We start from the raw sequence: 16,394 nt of genomic DNA, 5'->3' as shown, positions 1-16,394 counted from the left end.
CGCAACCCCGAACTACCAGGAGGCCCTGCTTTCATGCGCACACGAGCGGAAGATCATCCGAACCGGCGGCCCGCCCCGCACTCCCGTGCGACTGACACACGTCAAGATCGGTAAGAGGACAGCTTCTTAACGGCGCGCTGCTGGTCCCTGGGAGTTTGGAAGGCCGCGAGCATCGGCCCCCGGGCGTCCAGGGCCGGCCGTCGGTGCGGCAAGCTCGGCAAGCTCGGCCAGGTGGTGCAGCGAGTTGGTGAGATGCTCAGGGCCGAACGGCGGGAACTGGATGCCGCGATCCCGGATGAACTGCGGCACCACCGACCAGTCGTAGGTGAGCGTGACCTCAGTCTCGGACGGACCGAGCGGCGCAAGGTCGTAACGCCAGATCCAGCCGCCGAACTCCAGGTGACCGTCGCCCTTCTCCTGCCCCGTCAGCCAGCCAATGGCGCGCGGCGGGTCGAGCACCTGGACCTTGTTGACCACCTGGTAGTCACCGTTTGGATGATTGGCGTGATACATGTCCATCCGGAAAATCTGCCCCACCTCGGTCAGCGGCGTCCGGTCGACAGATTCCTGAACCCAGCCGGTGCCATCGATCGCAGAATGGGTCGTCGGGTCCGCCAGCACCGCGAACACCCTCGCGGCGGGCACGGCGACAGTCAGGGTGGCGCTCACGTTTTCCTGGTCCACGGTGTGCACACTCCTTGTCATCTCATCTCTGGCCTGGCGCGGAAGGGGGACGTTCCCAACATGCAGACGACGCGGCGAGGCGGAACTCATCGGTCGTGTGGGCGGAACCCGCACCCGTGCCACCAATGGCGGGCTTGGAAGGGTCAAGTTTCGAGGGCCGGGGAGGCAGCTTCTTCCGCGGCTCAGGCTACGCCGACGACTGCAGTACCGGCCGGAGTTACTCGCCGGACTTCTCGCGAAGACCGGACTCGACCCACAGCCGCCGTAACACCCGCAGAGAAGAACTCTTTACGTTACGGCGTGGTGCACGAGAGCGGGGATGCTCGGGTCGTCCCGTGAGAAGAGCCGTACGGGTTGGGAAGGTTGTGAAGCGATCCTTGGCTCGTACGGCTCTCTCGCATCGTATCTGCACTGGCATCTGCGGGTGCCGACTCTCCGGCTCTTCATGCGCCATGCCGCCCCATCTTGCCGGGGCACCTTGCATCTGGGGTCACGGATAGGAGTTCCTTGGCCTCCGGCGGGTTCCCGCACCCCCCTAGGCGTGGATCATCGGAAGAAAACGATCCAGATGACAGTGATCAGGAGCGCTAGTGTAGTGACTCTCAAATGACTGTCAGTAGTTTGTTATGCTGAGGTGTGTACCGAATCGCTCCGCCTTTGACGATGACCGACGACCAGCGCGCCGAACTGGAGCGTCTGGCGACTTCGCCGGCTCAAGCGCACCGTGTGGTGGTGCGGGCACGAGCTCTGTTGCTGGCCGCTGACGGGGTGTCTACCACCGCGGTGGCGACGGAGTGCGACACCACCGTGGCCACGATCCGCTCGTGGCGTCGGACCTTCGAGGAACGGGGCCTGGAGAAGTTCGGCGAAGTCGCTCCCGGACGCGGCCGGAAGGCGACGATTAGTCAGGAGAAGGTCGAGGAGATCGTGCACGCGACCCGCTTCACCAGGCCGGAGGGCAAGACCCACTGGTCGACCCGGGACATGGCCAAGGCCCAGGGCGTGTCCCGGGCAACCGTGCAACGCGTCTGGTCCGCCCGGGGGTTGAAACCGCACCTGGTAAGGACGTTCAAGCTGAGCAACGACAAGCAGTTCGAGGAGAAGCTGGTCGACGTGGTCGGCCTGTACCTGAGCCCCTCCCGAGGGTGCTGTGGTCCTCAGCGTCGACGAGAAGTCCCAGTGCCAGGCCCTGGACCGGACCCAGCCCAGCCTGCCGATGATCCCCGGCCGGGCCGGCACCATGACGCACGACTACAAGCGCAACGGGACCACCACCCTGTTCGCCGCGCTGAACATCCTCACCGGCACGATCCTGGGCAAGTGCCTTCCGCGCCATCGCAATGGCGAGTTCCTGAAGTTCCTGCGGCTGATCGACCGCACCGTGGCCAAGGACAAGCAGATCCACCTGATCCTGGACAACTACTCCACCCACAAGCACGCAGGCGTCCTTGCCTGGCTTGAGAAGCACCCCCGGTTCCACCTCCACTTCATCCCCACCAGCTCATCCTGGCTGAACCTCGTCGAGCGCTGGTTCCGCGAGATCACCGACAAGGCCATCCGACGCGGCAGCTTCACCTCGGTAGATGAACTCATCGACGCGATACAAGAGTTCATCGACGTCCACAACGACGACCCCAAGCCCTTCGTCTGGACCGCCACTGCCGACGAGATCATCGAGAAGGTCCAGCGCGGACGCGTCGCTCTGAAAGCAGTCACTCAAAACTGAGACACACCACTAGAGCCACCAGAGTCGACGGGAGCAGGCACGTCGTGCGGTGAGGCTGGTGCGCGCTGCCGAGCCCCGGGGGGCCCGAGAGGGATGGCCGGTGGGGGATGCCGATCGCCTGGACCCAACTGCCTAGTTGGCGTTGATCCACTCGTTCCTGATTGGGTCCTGCTCGATCTGGCACATGGCGATGTTGTAACCGCCGGTCGCGGTGGCGCGAGAGATGACCTTCCCGTCCACCTCGATCTGGCACGTCACGTCCCCGCCGCCCTGCAACTGCGCCGTGATCGAGTAGGAGTCCGCCCCGCCCATCGGATTGACCACGTGCATGGGAAGGGAGCCCTTGATGTCCGATCCGGACGGTCCGTAGGTCACTTCGGGTGCCCCGGAGCCGCTGAGCACGTAGGTGATGGTGTGCCTCCCGGCGACCGGGACGGCGGCGATGGTGTGAGCATCCTGCTTCACGCCCGAGGCCACCGCGAACGCGACGATGAACAGCCCGATGACGAAGACCCCGACGCATCCCAGGCCCGCGAACAGATTGACCTTGGACTCCTTCTTCGGCGCGGGAGCCTGCGGGTAACCGTACGGCGGCTGCATAGTGCTCATGGTTGTGGTTCCCCCCTTGACGGGTTATGTGGTGTATGTCAGACGTTGCCGACATGCTTGGTTTCTGTCCCAGGCGTATCCCCTGCTTCGATGGTTCCGTTCGCGTTCCCGTCACCGTGACCGTTCAGCGAACGGCGCTGTTCTTCGGACCCTGCCGTCCCATGACGCTGACCTGCTGCTTTGGGGTTCGGAAACAAGCACTTAGCTTGATCTTTAACCTGGCTGGTCTCGTCTCGCGGTCATGGTCAGGTCTCGTTTGACGGTTTTTCCGACGTCGTGGCGGGGTGCGGGCTTGCGGTTCTTGGAGCCCGGTGGGCGGCCGGGTCCGGGCTTGCCGGGTTTGGGTGCGCTGGCGGGGAGAGCGATCGTCGGGCGGATGTTCCTGAACCCACGCCGGACGCGGGCGGGGGTGAGCCGGCCCGGGAGGGCAGGCTTCTCCCAGGGTCGACGCAGGTCCTCGGCAAGAGGCCGGGCGAGTCGCAGTTGGGTGTGGCAGGCGATGACGAGCCAGGTCCACCGGTCTGCGGCCTGGGGAGTGCGGATCTTCGGGCGGGTCCAGCCAAGGGTCTGTTTGAACAGCCGGAAGGTATGTTCAAGATCGAATCGGCGGAGGTAGGACTGCCACCAGCGGTCGACGTCCTCGGCGGTAGCGCCGGTGGCCGAGGACCACAGCCACACGGGCTTGGGCTCGCGGTCGCCGGGCAGGTGGTCGACCTCCAGGCGGATCAGCGTGCCCTCGACGACGGGCAGTTCGCCTTCGTGGTCGATCCAGGAGGTGCGGTGGGTGAGGCGGGGGTGCAGCCGGTCCCAGCTGCTGGCGGTCGCGGTGCCGTAGCGGGTGGTGGCGGTTGTGGTGGTGTGCTGCGGTTCGGGCCAGGTCGCCGGTTTGGCCAGGGCGAACTCGCAGGACCCGGTCCGAGCGGATACGCCCGAGAACTTCGAGGGGGAGGTCGGCGAGCACGAAGGCCAGGCGGGTGACGTCGTATCCGGCGTCCATGACCACCAGGACGTCCGGGTCTCCCGCGGTCCAGTGTCCGGCCGCGATGATGCGGTCGATGACGGCGCGGAGCTGGTCTGCGGTCACGGCGGTGGCGTCGTCCTGGGGTCCGAGCCGGACGGCGTCCAGCACTCCGGTCCAGGAGGTGCGGCCGGTCTCCAGGGCAACGACGAAGGAGTAGGGCCAGCCCGGGATCAGCTGGGCCTGGTTCTTCGCGCGCCCGTGGACGTGGCAGAACAGCCGCTCCGCGCTGGTCGCCGCGTCCGACCGCAGCCAGGGGCTGACGTCCACGGCCAGCACGATCCGCCCGTCGGCGGCCCGGGGCAGCGGCAGGCCGGCCAGCGTCACCCGCAGCCGGTCTACCTCGATCCGCCCGCGGTTCAACGCGTCGTAGAGGGCGCCGTGCCCGCGCCGGTGCTCGGGTGTCAGTGTCAGGTCGACCAGTGTCTTCACTGGCCCGTCGGTGCACAGCAGCGCGTCGGTGAGCTCGAACAGGCTGTCCGCGCGAGCGGGCAGGCAGTCGTAGAAGTCGGTCCGGAACCGGGACAACACGGTCAGGGACTCGACGCGGGCAGCGTCTTCCAGCACACTCAACCTCACGGCCTCTGCGGTGATCAACGTCGACTTCAGCGAGAAGACATGATCACGTAGAGGCCGCCCTGCTGTCCGGAGAACGAAAGAACCGCGCTCGCTCAGCGGTCTGGGAACGGCAGGACAGAGACTATCCAGATCGGTGGGCAGCAGGCCCCAGATCGCGTCCATCGAGGACCTCAACATCCGTGACACCCGTCGCGGACGGGTCCAGGGTCAACCAGATCACGTCTTCGCCATCGCGCTGCAGCTGAGCCATCCGGGAACCCGACGAGCCGAACGGTGCGGTCAACAGGTTGGTGCAGGTGGGCGTGCACGTGCACGGGCCGTAGTACGGCAAGTCATCGATGACCTCGGCCAGGGGATCGGCCTCGGCCCGCAGCAACAGAACAATCTCGGTGGTGAGCTCCGGAAAGACGTCTGCCAGCCGCGGGTACTGAACTGCGGTCATAACACTGAACCGTACACGCGGCTACGCCTCGCTGATCCCTGCCAAGTCCAGAACGTGATCACCCCGGGCTGAAGGTTAAAGGCCAAGCTTAGCCTTAGCTGTTGGACGCGTCGGTGCTGAGCTGGTTGCGGGCTTCCTTGACGGCGCGCTCCCACTTCCAGGCCGGCTCGTGGTGCCGTTCCGCGAGCTCGGAGCCGACGCCGCGGCGGTAGCCGCCGATCTCGCGCAGGTAGTCCAGCGCGGTAGCGATCCGCTGCTCGGTCTGGGGCTTGCGGTCGCGGCGTTGGGGGCCGGCCGGTCGCCCGGCGGTGCCGGTGTTGTCGCCGGTGCGCTTGCGGCCGAAGTCTTGCAGGTCGCCGCGGCGGAAGGCGGGGATCTGCCGGCCGGTGGGGCCCTCCACGGTGCCCACCGGCTCCGGGAAGTAGCCGGGGTTGGCCTTGAGGTACTTGCGGATGACTCCGGGGCCGGCGAAGTGGAACCACTCCGTGGCCTGGTTGATGGAGATCCGGTCTTCGACCTTGCCGTCGTACAGCTCCGGGTCGGTGGGGAGCACCTTGCTTTTCTTGCGCTCCTGCAGGCCGGCGTAGAAGGCCTCGAACTGCTCCTGGTCGTAGAAGTCGACCCGCTCGATCGTCGCCGCTTTCTCCGGGTGGCGTGCGACGGGTTTGCCGTCGGCGTCCGTCTCGACGTCGGCGGGAACCTCATCGCGCTTGGCGTACCAGAGGTTGACGGTGGGGCGGCTGGCGCCGGTGCGCTCGATCATCCAGTCGCGGTTGACCACGGTGCGGCCATTGACGGTGCGGACCTGGGGGTTTGGCTGCTTGGCCATGATGGGGACCTCCGGAGAGTCTGTAGGTGCGGACTGCTCGTACGGGCTGGCTGCCCGTACACTGGAGGCACTCCTTCCTTTGGTGGGTTGGAGTACCGATGGCCGGTGAGACGTTCGGTCGGGGTTGCCGCCCCGGGCCGACACCTTTAGGGGTGCCTCTCGCTGGCCATCAATGCGTGGTGCTGCCGGCCTCGCAACCGACAGTCATAATAATACACTTTTCTTGTGAGGGGTGTCAACCGCGGCGTCGCCGGCCACGCCCGGCCTCGCGGAACGCGAGATGAGAGCGCGGGGCCGCGATCACGGCCAGGCCAGTGCAAGCTGCTCCGTCCCCAGCCCCAGCGTCCGCCACGCCCCGGCGAAGCCGGGCCGCACCTTGTCCCGGGCCATCATCGGCGCGACGACGTCGAACCACTCCCGCACCGGATAGCTCCCGGTGCGGCGCAGCACCCAGGAGCGGGGAACGCGGTGTTCGTCGACCTCCACGCTGCCGCCCCGTGCAGCCGCCACCCGGTGCAGCTGCTCCACCGCTCCGGCACGCGTGCCGGCCATGCCCAGCGTGCGCACGCTGCGCCAGGCCGGGCCCTTGGCGTGCTGGTCGCCGCGAGAAGAACCTCACCGGGTCTCCCGTACGGCTGCGGCCCGGGCTAGGGTGCGGTCGCCTTTGGCTGCCCGGTGCATTTTGTTCGCCCAGGCGCTGACGTCGGCGGCGAGCGCGTGCAGGTTCCGGATGCCGTCGGTGTTGGTGGCGTGCAGCTGGTCGGCGAGGCGGGCGTGCTCGGCGGCGACGACACCGTCGCACGTTGGCTGCTCCTCGTCGACGCCGACATCGACGTCATCCACCCCCCGGAGCTGGCCCAAGCCTTCGGCCGCCTCGCGCGCCGATGCGCTCGCGCAGCCGCGCCCGTCTACGAGGGAGAAAGGTGAACCGGTCCTCGAAACCCCATCGCATCACCCAGCATGATCTGCGGATCCTGCGGCTGCACGCACACCGGCTGCGCGGACCGCAAGCCGGCAGCCCGGTCGACGTCGTCCGCTCGCAGCTCGCCTCGCAAGCGCAGAACCTCAACGGGGCACTTTGGTCGATCGGCCAGCGTACGGTCGCGGCGAGCCGCGACGATCTCCTCGCCGATCTGGCAGCTGCGACGATCGTGCAGACCTGGACCATGCGCGGAACGCTCCACCTCGTGGCGCCCGAGGACGTCCGATGGATGCTCGCGCTGTTACCGCCGAGGGTGCACGCCGGGATGAGCAAGGTCTGGCGCGACGCCGGGCTGTCCGCACAAATTCTCGAAGCTGCCAGAGAACTCGTGGCTGGAGCGCTCTCCACAATCGGGACCCTGACCCGGAAAGCGCTTCAGGACATCCTCCGGCGACACGGTATCGACGCGGCCGGACAGCGGGGATCCCATATCATCCGTTACCTAGCCGAGACCGGAACTATCGTCATCGGAGCGCCCGACGGCAAGACCCAGACTTTCTCGCTCCTCGACGACAGAGTGCCCGCGGCCGTACCCCTCGAAAGGGACGAAGCCCTCCAGAGACTCGCCGCACGTTATATCGCGGGACACGGACCAGCCACCGATCGAGACCTGGCTTGGTGGAGCGGGCTCACCCTCACCGACGCTCGCCTCGCGATCACGCTCGCTCGGGAAGAACTGCAAACCACCAGCGTCGATGAGGCGACCTACTGGATCGACCCGGCACTCCTCGACTCCGGCCTGCTCGGCCGGGAACCGAGTCGGCGACGCGACGGCCACATCCTGGCCGGCTTCGACGAATACCACATCGGCTACGCCAACCGCACGCTGATCCTCGACGATCGGCACCGCCCACTCGTCGGGCCCGGCAAGAATGGCTTGTTCAACCCACCGATTCTCATCGACGGGCGCATAGTGGGGACATGGACGCACGAACCACACGTCGATCCCCCGAGATCACACTCGGTCCGTTCCCGGACACCACGATGGACACGACGCTCCTGCTCGCCGCCGTCGAACGCTACTCCGCCTTCCTCGGCGTCCCGACCACGATCTCGCCGTGATCCCGGTGGTTCGTCGCCGACTCCGGGTACGGCCGCGATCCCGGGTTACGTGCGTTCTGTCACGAGCGGCGGGTGTCCTATATGGTGGCCGCGCCGATGGACTTGCCGCTGGTCGGGCTGCACGGCGAGGCGTTGCGCCCCGACACCATCTGGGCCGAGGCCCGGGAGGTGGACTGGCAGCGCCGCTCGATCGGCTGGTCCGTCCACGGCATCAGGAACGGCTTGCGGCAGCGTTCTTTGCGGCGGCCATGACCCGGTTTCCGGCGGCCTTGATGGTGGCGGCGACTTCCTCGGGGGTTGTGCCTGCCCAGCCGGCGACGTATGGGACGGAGTAGGCGGCGGCGTCCAGTCCGAACACTGCGGACACGACGTAGGCGACGGACTCGGCTTCGGTCTCTTTCAGGCCCTGGTGCTGCTGATGGGCGTCGCGTTTCTTTCACTGCGAGTGCGTCATCTGTTTTCACCGCTGTGGGGCCGGTTCTGATGGGTGGTTGGTGTGGGCGGGCACGGCGAGTCTCCCTGTCGTCGGTCGGGGCTGGTCAGTGGTGGGCGGCGGTGAGCGGGGCCGCAGCGGTGCGGTGGGTGTGTCCGGTGCGGGATGCCTTGCCCAGCAGGGCCGCGGTGCGGCTGACGAGCATGCCTATGGCCAGGAAGATCAGTGCGTCGGTCAGCGCGTCCGGGGTGATGTGGTTGGTGGCCATCCAGCGGCCGAGTTGGGTGGGGAAGACGTGCGCGGAGGCGTAGACGAAGTACAGTCGGGCGCCGGTCACGGCGGCCCACAGGGCGGCGTAGGCGGCGCCCGCCCGGGAGGACACGCTCTTCTTGGCTACGTCGTACTCGGTGCGCATCAGGGCGGCGGCGACCAGGCCCAGCAGGATCCCGGTACCGGCGCCGACGATTTCCAGGGTGAGCCCGGCGCCTGTGGTGGCGATGTTCTTCGCGAAGAACGGAATGATGGCGGCGGCCATCAAGATCGGGCGGGCCAGGCGGAACCAGGCGACCTTGCGGCGCCCCAGATCGGCTTCGAGGACCGCGGTCAGGACGGCGAGGTTGACGATCCAGACGCTGGCGTTCATGGTGATGCTCCTTGGGGGTGTGGGCCGTTGTGGCGACACCCCTGACGTTAGGTCTGGGGGCCCAGCCGACTCGTCGCCCTGCGGGTGGGCCCCGGGTTGACTGCGGGTGGAGGCTGCGGCTCCACCCGCAGTTCGACTGCCGGTGGACGCGTTTGCACCCGGCGGAAGCGGCTGACGCTGGTTCCGCCGCCGCCGCCGGCGGCGGGCTTCGCCGACCTCAAACACGCCTCCGCAGTTGTGAGCACTACGGACCTCACCGTGCTGGCGCTCTCCTGCCCGGTCGCCGTGGGCCTGGGCGCGGTGCGCGGCATGGCGATCGAACTGTCCGAACTGGGCGGCCGGCTCTACCAGCGCTACCGCTGGAGGACACCGCTGGTGTGGGTCGCGGTGGTCGCCGCCCGCCTGGGACTTGCCTGGGTCGCGCACGCTGCTGGTGCCGCCCATGTCTCGGGCACCGGTAGCCTGCTGCTCGCCCTGGGCCTGACCCTGGGCGGGGAAGCCGCCACGGTGACCTACCGGGCGGGCTCGGCTTGACCCCGGCCGCAGAGCCCAACCGGTAGCAGCCAACCCGATTACCGCAAACCCGCACCCGATCCGCCCGGACGACGGAGAGCAGAAGCAGATGTCAAGTCCGTTGATGACCAGCCGCGACCGGGCCGGGTACCGCTGGGCCATCCGAGCAATGCGACTGGCGGGCCTGCTGGCCATCCTCGCCAGCGTCTCCGGCGCCCGCCCGCACCCGGGCGGGCGCGGCCTGCCCCTGGTGATCACCCTTGCGCTGGCCGCGGCCTCGGTGGGCTGGATCGGCTGGCTGCTCGCCGAGGGCCACGCCCGTCTGATCACGTCCGCCCTGGCGGTGATGGCGCTCTCCGGCGGCCTCCTTGGCGCGGTGACCCCGCACAGCGCGGCCATCGCGGTGGCCGCCGTGGCCGCGCTCGCGGCTGGCGGCACCCTGCGGGTGGACCTCTCGATCGCGATCGCCGTCACCGCCGCACTGGCCCTGGCGATCGGAACGCTGGCGGTCGGCGGCCCCGCCGTCATGCTCGGCTACTTGGGGGTGATCGGCGCCGGGCTATGCGCCGGGTTCATCCGCCTGGGCTACACCCAGCGCGCCGACCAGGCCGAACAACTCCTCGCCGAGACCCAGCGGGCCCGCACCGCCGAAGCCCACGCGGCGGCCCTGGCCGAGCGCACCCGCATCGCCCGCGAGATCCACGACATCCTCGCCCACTCCCTGGGCGCCCTGTCCATGCAGCTCGAAGCCGCCCAAGCCCTGCTGACCGCCAGCCCCGCCCACGAGACCGACCCAGCCGTGGCCAAGGCCCTGCGCTGCGTGGAACGCTCCGGACAGCTCACCCGCGAGGGCCTGACCGAGACCCGCCGCGCCGTCCTCGCCCTGCGCGAGGACACCGCCCTGCTGCCCCAGATGCTCGCTGCCCTCGCCGCCTCCCGCACCGACAACGAGCACGACCAACAGGCCGCGATCCTCACCGTGCACACCCGCGGTACCGCGCGGCGCCTGGAACCCGACGCCACCCTCGCTCTGTACCGCACCGCCCAGGAAGCCGTCACCAACGCCGCCAAGCACGCCCCAGGCCAACCGGTCACCCTCGAACTGGACTACACCGCCGACCACGTCACCCTCACCGCCACCAACCCCCTCCCCAATAAGACCACCCCCCGCCCGCTCGGCGCCAGCGGCGCCGGCTACGGACTGACCGGCCTGCGCGAGCGCGCCGAACTGGCCGGCGGCACCCTCACCACCCAGGCAGTGGACAACACCTGGTCCCTGTGCGTCACAATCCCCACGTGAACGTGACCCCCGCCCCGATCCGCGTCCTGGTCGCCGACGACCAGGCAGCCGTCCGCGAGGGCCTGGCCCTGCTCCTGGACACCGTCGCCGACCTCACCGTCGCCGACCTCACCGTCGTCGGCCAGGCCGACGACGGGCTCGCCGCCATCGCACTGGCCGCCGAACTGCAGCCCGACGTGGTCCTGATGGACCTCAACATGCCCAACTGCGACGGCATCGAGGCCACCGCGCGCATCCTCGCGCAGCGGCCAGGCGCGCGCATCGTGGTGCTGACCACCTACGAAGACGACACCTCCATCATCCGCGCCCTGCAAGCCGGGGCACTCGGCTACCTGACCAAGTCCGCCACCCGCGCTGACATCGAACGCGCCGTCATAGCCGCCGCCGCAGGACAGGCCATCCTCGACCCCGCCGTCCAACAACGCCTGCTCACCGCCGCCAGCGGCACCCCTGCGGGCCCGCCCCCCGGCGAACCAGCCTCCCCCGATGACCTCACCCCCCGCGAGGCCGACGTCCTGCGCCTGATCGCCGAAGGCCACGGCAACCGCGAGATCGCCCGTCTGCTGTTCGTCAGCGAAGCCACCGTCAAGACCCACATCAACCGGATCTTCACCAAGACCGGCAGCCGCGACCGCGCCCAGGCCGTCCGCTACGCCTACACCCACGGCTACGCCGACCCCCGGCCCGCCCTGTGACCCAGGGCGTGTAACGACGTGGTGCACGAATGAGGTCGGGACGTGCTGGGGCAGGTTGGCTGGTGGGTGATCACCTCATGGCTGCGCGGTCGGAGACCAGTCCGGCGATCGCAAGGTGGGTCTCGTCGTAGTACTCGCGGCGGCCAGGGAGGTCAACCGCAGGCCGCGCCAGAACACCCCCGGCGTGGCCGGTGTTCCACTCGCCCCGGCGACCCGGTCGAACAGCAGCCGCAGCGGGCCCGGGCCAAGCCGCTTGCGGGCCTCGGTCAGCGACCCCGTGCGGGCCGGCTGCCAGCCCTCGCGAGCCCGGGCAGTTCTGGAACCAGTCGAACGACATGATCTGCGGAAGCGGGGTGCTCACCTGCAACTGGCAGTAGTCGGCTGACGGCTGGTCAACCTCCTCGGGCGGGCCGCACGCGGCCCGCCCGAGGTGCTCTCCACCCACCTGAAAGGCACTCCGATTATCCAGACCATGTTCGAGACCGCGCTCATCGGCATGCCGCCGCTCTGCTGGGCCCGGCTCGCCCGGACCCGAGTGGTGGGCGCCGTCGTCGGCGCGGCGCTGCTGGCCGCCGCCGCGCTGCTCATCGGAGAGCTCGCCGGCCTGCTGCCGCAGCAGCCCCGGGCCGAGGCTGTGGTCGGCTACGGCCCGCTGACCGCGCTGCTGATCGGCGCTGGCGTGCTCGCCGAGCGTCGGCTGCGCGGACGCCGCCCGCGCACCGAGCGGACCTACCACGCGACCGTCGCGCTGTGCTCCTACCTTGCGGTGGTGCTGCTGCTCTTCACCCCCTACTACGTCATCTTCGCGCTGCGCGAGCCGTGGGTGCCCTCCACCGATCTGGTGCTGCCGCTTCCCCCGGGTTACTCCGTGACGGCCGACACCGGTACCGCCGGGGGCTGCGGCAGCGGAACCTGCTCCCGCGGACTTACTGTCATCGGACCGGCCGGGCAGTCGGCCGCCGATACCGCCGCCCGGCTGCGGGGCTGGCTGACCACCCGTCACGGCTGGCGGCTGGACGCGAACGGCTCCGGCAGCCGCCGGATAGGCTGGCTGCTCGACCCCCGTTTGGAGAGCGTCGATGTTGGGCTGGCCGACCAGCGGGTCGATATCCTTCTCGAAGGCGGCGACGGCTGGCACTGAGCCCCGCTCAAGGACCGTCCTCTCATCCTTGCCTGCCGGCTCGATCCCCAGCACGTTCTCCAGCAACCATTCCTGCACGGTGGCCAGCTTGTCCCAGCCCACGCGCTGCGCCTGGACCCACTTCCCCAGATCCTCGCCCTGGACGACGACCTCGCCCGGCGTGAGGGGCAGTTGCCCGCCGGCGGCGAGGTGGTGGCGGCTGAGGTGGAAGCAGCGCTGCCAAGCCACGGGCCAGCTCGGGCACCAGGACGGGTCGATGTCCTCCAGCGCCTCCATGCGCTCCTGCGACAGCGCCCCGGCCGTCGGCTCCACCGGCAGGCCCTCCGCCCGCCGCTGCTCGACCAGAAGGGCTTTGCGGGCGGCCTGGCGGGCGTTCTTCACCCACACCCCGACCGCCGCGCCGTTCCAGGTTGCGTCGACCGGTGGCAGCAGGTGCCCGTGTTCGGCAGCCCTGCGGGACTCTGTCGCCCGATTCTGGGGATCGGCTGACGTGCTGGTTTGCGGGGTGGGATGGGTGTTGGGGACCGGTCTGTTCGCGGGGAAGTGAGGAGGATCGGCGCGGTGTCGCTGAATCCTGTTCCTGCTCCTGAGATCCCTGAGGTCACGGTGCGGGTGGCCCGGGGGGCGTTTCCCAAGGGCTGCCTGGCGATGCGGGTCCGCGACGAGCTCGGTGTCCTGTTCCAGGACACCGATTTCGCGGCCGTGTTCCCGACTCGGGGTGGCCCGGGCCTTGCCCCGGGGATGCTGGCGGTGGTGTCGGTGATGCAGTTCGCCGAGCGGTTGACGGACCGCCAGGCAGCGGACGCGGTCCGCGGCAGGATCGACTGGAAATACCTGCTGGGCATGGAGTTGGAGAACGAGGGCTTCCACTTCTCCGTCCTGTCGGGCTTCCGCGAACGCCTGGTCGGGCACGGCCAGGAACAGGTGGTGCTGGACCGGCTGCTGGCACGGCTGTCCGAGCTGGGATTCCTTCGCGTGGGCGGGCGCGTGCGCACGGACGCGACCCATGTCCTCGCGCTGGTACGGGACGTGAACCGGCTGGAGTTGTGCACCGAGACGCTGCGCTGCGCGCTGGAGGCGCTCGCGGTCGCCGCCGCCGACTGGCTGCGCGGGGCTGGAATCGCGGATGCGTCCTGGCAGGACCGGTACGGGCAGCGTGCGGACTCCTACCGGCTGCCGAAGGGCGAGCAGGAGCGCGGGGCGTTCGCGGTGCAGGTCGGGTCGGACGGCTTCGCGCTGATGGAGACGGTCCACCACCCCGGCGCGCCCAACTGGCTGCGGCAGTTGCCGACCGTGCAGGTCCTGCGCCGCGCGTGGATCCAGCAGTACCACCGCGACAGCGGTGGTACTGCTGGGGGTGCGTTGGCGGGAGGGCAAGGACCTCCCGCCGGGCAGAGCGCGGCTGGTCAGCCCGCACGACCCAGACGCACGCTGCGGCGGCAAGCGCGGCATGGTCTGGGACGGTTACAAGGTCCACTCAGCGAGACCTGCGAGAAAGACCGGCCCCACCTGATCGTGAACGTGGCCACCACACCCGCCCCCGTGGACGACTCCCGCCTGGTCGAGCAGGTCCACCAGCAACTGCAGCGACGCGGCGCAAAGCCGGACGAGCACCTGGTCGACGGCGGCTACACCTCCGCCGCGATCATCCTGACCGCCCGCACGCAGGGCATCGACCTGGTCGGCCCGCTGCCTGCGGCCAGTGACCGGCAGTCCCGCGCCAAGGAGGGCTTCGCGCTCACCGACTTCCAGATCCACTGGGAGGAGCAGTACGCGGTCTGCTCCACCGGCGCCAAGAGCCGCTACTGGGGCAACACCCACATGGACGGCCGCCCACGAACCGTCGTCATCTTCCCCGAGTGGGACTGCCGCACCTGCAAGGTCCGCACCTCATGCACGCACCAGCGGCTTCACCCGCCGCCTGACCCTGCACCCACGCGAGGAACACGAACTCCTCCAACGCCAACGCGCCGAGCAGGACACCGACTTCCCGCTGCAGCCTGAAGAGGACCCATGTCCGCGCATCGGCCGACCAGGGCCGGCTGCGCACCGGTTCCCGCGGCCTGCGTAAGGGGGCTACTGGGGTGGCTCGTCCCTTGCCTGCCGGCTGTGTGCTGCCAGGCGGCCTCAGGGTTGGATGGGCAGGTGGCGGGGTCCGCGGAGCATGGCGTTCTGCCGGTAGGGGGCGGGTCCTGGACCAGGCGTGCTGTGCCGAGGTGGGGAATCAGCGCGCCGAGCGCGGCCTGGGCTTCGATGCGGGCGAGTGGTGCGCCGTAGCACAGGTGGATACCGCTGCCGAAGCCGAGGTGCTGGTTGTCCGGGCGGGTGGGGTCGAACCGGTCGGGTTCGTGGAACCGCTTGGGGTCGCGGTTGCCCGAGGCCAGCACCAGGACGACGGAGGTGCCTTCGGGGATGGTGGTGCCGACGTCGATGTCGGCGAGGGGGATGCGCTCGCGCATGTGGACCGGGGGTTCGTAGGCAGCAGTTCCTCCACCGCGCGCGGCAGCAGGTCGGGTTCGCGACGCAGCTGGTCCAGGTGCTCGGGCTGACGCAGCAGGGTGAGGACCCCGTTGGTGATCAGGTTCACCGTGGTCTCGTGTCCCGCGATGAGCAGCAGTACGGCGGTTTCCGCGAGTTCCTCCTGGGTGAGCCGCAGGGCCGGGTCCGGCTCGTTGGCGAAGGCGGAGAGCATGTCGTCGCTCGGATGGCCACGGCGCTGCTCGGCGAGGTCCACCAGGTACCGGCCCATCTCGCCCCGCGCCTGGTCGCCCGCCTTGTCCCGTTCGGTGGAGTCCTCTTCGGGCCTGACGTCGGCGGCTGTGACCAGAGCGTCGGACCAGGCCCGGAAGAGCGGCTCGTCCTCGCGCGGTACGCCGAGCAGGCGGCAGATCACCGTGACGGGCAGCGGGTAGGCGAAATCGTCGACGATCGTCGCTTCCACCCGTACTCCTCAGGTGAACTCACCCGCTGAAAGGCACGCCATGCAGATCGCGATCGTCCTCTTCGACCGCTTCACCGCACTGGACGCAGTCGGCCCCTATGAGATGCTCTGCCGCATCCCCGGCGCCAAGACGGTCTTCGTCGCCGAACAACCGGGCCCAGTGCGGGGCGACCGCGGCAGCCTCGCGCTTGTCGCGGACAAGACGCTCGACGAGGTGCCGACCCCCGACATCGTCCTAGTGCCCGGTGGCCCTGGTCAGTCCGCCCAGATGGACAACGAGGCGCTGCTCGGCTGGCTGCGCACCGCCGACGCCACCAGCACCTGGACGACGTCGGTGTGCACCGGCTCACTACTGCTCGCGGCGGCGGGTCTGCTCAAAGGTCGCCGCGCCACGTCGCACTGGCTCGCGCTGGACGTCCTCGCCGTGTTCGGCGCCGAGCCGACCGGCGAACGCGTCGTCACCGACGGCAAGTTCATCACCGCGGCCGGGGTCTCCTCCGGAATCGACATGGGCCTCACCCTGGTCGGCGGAATCGCCGGCGACGAGTACGCGCAGGCCATCCAGCTGGGGACCGAGTACGACCCCCCCCGTACGACGCCGGCTCGCCGCAGAAGGCCCCGGCTGCGCTCGTCGAGGAGCTCCGCACCAAGAGCAGGTTCATCCTCCATTAGAAGCTGTCCTCTTACCGAACTTGATCGCTGACTTCTCGCTGGTCAGGCATGGTTCCGGGCATCCTGCGGGAGGTATGGGGCGTCGTGTTCGTGCCGGTCGTGGAGGTGTCGGGTGCCGTCGGTGA

At 69.1% G+C, this 16,394-nt stretch carries 15 protein-coding genes and 5 pseudogenes; 10 read left to right on the top strand and 10 right to left on the bottom strand.

The features are described 5' to 3' along the window. Nucleotides 1–126 precede the first annotated feature (126 nt). Nucleotides 127–684 carry an SRPBCC family protein gene (locus FCI23_RS49295; RefSeq protein ID WP_246144794.1) on the bottom strand — a complete coding sequence of 186 codons (558 nt, stop codon included), beginning with the start codon at nucleotides 682–684 and terminating at the stop codon, nucleotides 127–129. Nucleotides 685–1,347: 663 nt separating this feature from the next. Here FCI23_RS49295 and FCI23_RS49290 point away from each other — a divergent pair. After that, a pseudogene (locus tag FCI23_RS49290) lies at nucleotides 1,348–2,410 on the top strand (IS630 family transposase). A 132-nt stretch (nucleotides 2,411–2,542) separates the two neighbouring features. Here FCI23_RS49290 and FCI23_RS49285 read toward each other — a convergent pair. From FCI23_RS49285 to FCI23_RS57595, 6 genes are all read right to left on the bottom strand, one after another. Beyond that, nucleotides 2,543–3,019 carry a hypothetical protein gene (locus tag FCI23_RS49285; RefSeq protein WP_136730511.1) on the bottom strand — a complete coding sequence of 159 codons (477 nt, stop codon included), beginning with the start codon at nucleotides 3,017–3,019 and terminating at the stop codon, nucleotides 2,543–2,545. A gap of 592 nt (nucleotides 3,020–3,611) precedes the next feature. Further along, nucleotides 3,612–4,616: a transposase gene (locus FCI23_RS49280; protein ID WP_169317347.1), complete on the bottom strand. Its 1,005-nt coding sequence runs from the start codon at nucleotides 4,614–4,616 to the stop codon at nucleotides 3,612–3,614. Nucleotides 4,617–4,737: 121 nt separating this feature from the next. Beyond that, entirely contained in the window at nucleotides 4,738–5,058 is a 321-nt protein-coding gene (locus FCI23_RS49275; RefSeq protein ID WP_136730509.1) for a hypothetical protein, read from the bottom strand. A gap of 94 nt (nucleotides 5,059–5,152) precedes the next feature. Beyond that, complete coding sequence (locus FCI23_RS49270) at nucleotides 5,153–5,887, bottom strand: hypothetical protein (protein WP_136730508.1); 735 nt, start codon at nucleotides 5,885–5,887, stop codon at nucleotides 5,153–5,155. A 300-nt stretch (nucleotides 5,888–6,187) separates the two neighbouring features. Continuing rightward, entirely contained in the window at nucleotides 6,188–6,439 is a 252-nt protein-coding gene (locus FCI23_RS49265) for a hypothetical protein (protein WP_136730507.1), read from the bottom strand. Between the two features lie 63 nt (nucleotides 6,440–6,502). Then, nucleotides 6,503–6,730 carry a hypothetical protein gene (locus tag FCI23_RS57595; protein ID WP_169317346.1) on the bottom strand — a complete coding sequence of 76 codons (228 nt, stop codon included), beginning with the start codon at nucleotides 6,728–6,730 and terminating at the stop codon, nucleotides 6,503–6,505. 41 nt (nucleotides 6,731–6,771) lie between these two features. Between FCI23_RS57595 and FCI23_RS64370 the strand changes: the two are divergent. The 3 genes and pseudogenes from FCI23_RS64370 to FCI23_RS61585 all read left to right on the top strand — a co-directional run. Beyond that, a pseudogene (locus FCI23_RS64370) lies at nucleotides 6,772–7,749 on the top strand (winged helix DNA-binding domain-containing protein); the annotation flags it as partial. A 41-nt stretch (nucleotides 7,750–7,790) separates the two neighbouring features. Further along, the gene (locus FCI23_RS61590) at nucleotides 7,791–7,931 is read left to right on the top strand and encodes a hypothetical protein (protein ID WP_246144792.1); all 141 of its coding nucleotides are present in this window, start codon (nucleotides 7,791–7,793) and stop codon (nucleotides 7,929–7,931) included. 96 nt (nucleotides 7,932–8,027) lie between these two features. Next, complete coding sequence (locus FCI23_RS61585; RefSeq protein WP_246144791.1) at nucleotides 8,028–8,183, top strand: hypothetical protein; 156 nt, start codon at nucleotides 8,028–8,030, stop codon at nucleotides 8,181–8,183. Between the two features lie 287 nt (nucleotides 8,184–8,470). Here FCI23_RS61585 and FCI23_RS49250 read toward each other — a convergent pair whose 3' ends face one another. Further along, complete coding sequence (locus FCI23_RS49250) at nucleotides 8,471–9,007, bottom strand: hypothetical protein (protein WP_136730504.1); 537 nt, start codon at nucleotides 9,005–9,007, stop codon at nucleotides 8,471–8,473. 237 nt (nucleotides 9,008–9,244) lie between these two features. Here FCI23_RS49250 and FCI23_RS49245 point away from each other — a divergent pair, with 237 nt between their 5' ends. From FCI23_RS49245 to FCI23_RS49230, 4 genes are all read left to right on the top strand, one after another. Further along, complete coding sequence (locus FCI23_RS49245; RefSeq protein WP_136730503.1) at nucleotides 9,245–9,541, top strand: hypothetical protein; 297 nt, start codon at nucleotides 9,245–9,247, stop codon at nucleotides 9,539–9,541. Nucleotides 9,542–9,629: 88 nt separating this feature from the next. Beyond that, complete coding sequence (locus FCI23_RS49240; RefSeq protein ID WP_136730502.1) at nucleotides 9,630–10,820, top strand: sensor histidine kinase; 1,191 nt, start codon at nucleotides 9,630–9,632, stop codon at nucleotides 10,818–10,820. 2 nt (nucleotides 10,821–10,822) lie between these two features. After that, nucleotides 10,823–11,515 (top strand): response regulator transcription factor, encoded by a 693-nt coding sequence (locus FCI23_RS49235; RefSeq protein ID WP_136730513.1) that lies wholly within the window; start codon nucleotides 10,823–10,825, stop codon nucleotides 11,513–11,515. 472 nt (nucleotides 11,516–11,987) lie between these two features. Beyond that, on the top strand, nucleotides 11,988–12,656 hold the full coding sequence (locus FCI23_RS49230) for a hypothetical protein (protein WP_136730501.1): 669 nt from the start codon (nucleotides 11,988–11,990) through the stop codon (nucleotides 12,654–12,656). A 264-nt stretch (nucleotides 12,657–12,920) separates the two neighbouring features. On the opposite strand, the pseudogene FCI23_RS64365 reads toward FCI23_RS49230, so the two are convergent. Next, nucleotides 12,921–13,229 (bottom strand): annotated as a pseudogene (locus FCI23_RS64365) (helicase associated domain-containing protein); the annotation flags it as partial. Here FCI23_RS64365 and FCI23_RS49220 point away from each other — a divergent pair. Next, a complete protein-coding gene (locus tag FCI23_RS49220; RefSeq protein ID WP_246144790.1) occupies nucleotides 13,218–14,660 on the top strand; it encodes a transposase in 1,443 nt (480 codons plus the stop codon). The pseudogene FCI23_RS64365 and the gene FCI23_RS49220 sit on opposite strands and share 12 nt — an antisense overlap. Nucleotides 14,661–14,783: 123 nt before the next feature. Here FCI23_RS49220 and FCI23_RS49215 read toward each other — a convergent pair. Beyond that, nucleotides 14,784–15,585, bottom strand: a pseudogene (locus tag FCI23_RS49215) (cytochrome P450); the annotation flags it as partial. A gap of 52 nt (nucleotides 15,586–15,637) precedes the next feature. Between FCI23_RS49215 and FCI23_RS49210 the strand changes: the two are divergent. Continuing rightward, nucleotides 15,638–16,269: pseudogene (locus FCI23_RS49210) on the top strand (DJ-1/PfpI family protein). Nucleotides 16,270–16,394: the final 125 nt, after the last annotated feature.

Origin of the sequence: Actinacidiphila oryziradicis, assembly GCF_005047355.1 — a bacterium.
Taxonomy (GTDB): domain Bacteria; phylum Actinomycetota; class Actinomycetes; order Streptomycetales; family Streptomycetaceae; genus Actinacidiphila; species Actinacidiphila oryziradicis.
The sequence above is the reverse complement of the archived record's forward strand: the minus strand, read 5'-3'. Positions and strand labels throughout refer to the sequence as shown.

What these genes read in the sequence shown, in the direction of transcription:
- FCI23_RS49285 (WP_136730511.1), bottom strand. Translation starts at nt 3,019, where the DNA reads ATGAGCACTATGCAGCCGCCGTACGGTTACCCGCAGGCTCCCGCGCCG.
- FCI23_RS49275 (WP_136730509.1), bottom strand. Translation starts at nt 5,058, where the DNA reads ATGACCGCAGTTCAGTACCCGCGGCTGGCAGACGTCTTTCCGGAGCTC.
- FCI23_RS49270 (WP_136730508.1), bottom strand. Translation starts at nt 5,887, where the DNA reads ATGGCCAAGCAGCCAAACCCCCAGGTCCGCACCGTCAATGGCCGCACC.
- FCI23_RS49265 (WP_136730507.1), bottom strand. Translation starts at nt 6,439, where the DNA reads ATGGCCGGCACGCGTGCCGGAGCGGTGGAGCAGCTGCACCGGGTGGCG.
- FCI23_RS61590 (WP_246144792.1), top strand. Translation starts at nt 7,791, where the DNA reads ATGGACGCACGAACCACACGTCGATCCCCCGAGATCACACTCGGTCCG.
- FCI23_RS61585 (WP_246144791.1), top strand. Translation starts at nt 8,028, where the DNA reads ATGGACTTGCCGCTGGTCGGGCTGCACGGCGAGGCGTTGCGCCCCGAC.
- FCI23_RS49250 (WP_136730504.1), bottom strand. Translation starts at nt 9,007, where the DNA reads ATGAACGCCAGCGTCTGGATCGTCAACCTCGCCGTCCTGACCGCGGTC.
- FCI23_RS49240 (WP_136730502.1), top strand. Translation starts at nt 9,630, where the DNA reads ATGTCAAGTCCGTTGATGACCAGCCGCGACCGGGCCGGGTACCGCTGG.
- FCI23_RS49230 (WP_136730501.1), top strand. Translation starts at nt 11,988, where the DNA reads ATGTTCGAGACCGCGCTCATCGGCATGCCGCCGCTCTGCTGGGCCCGG.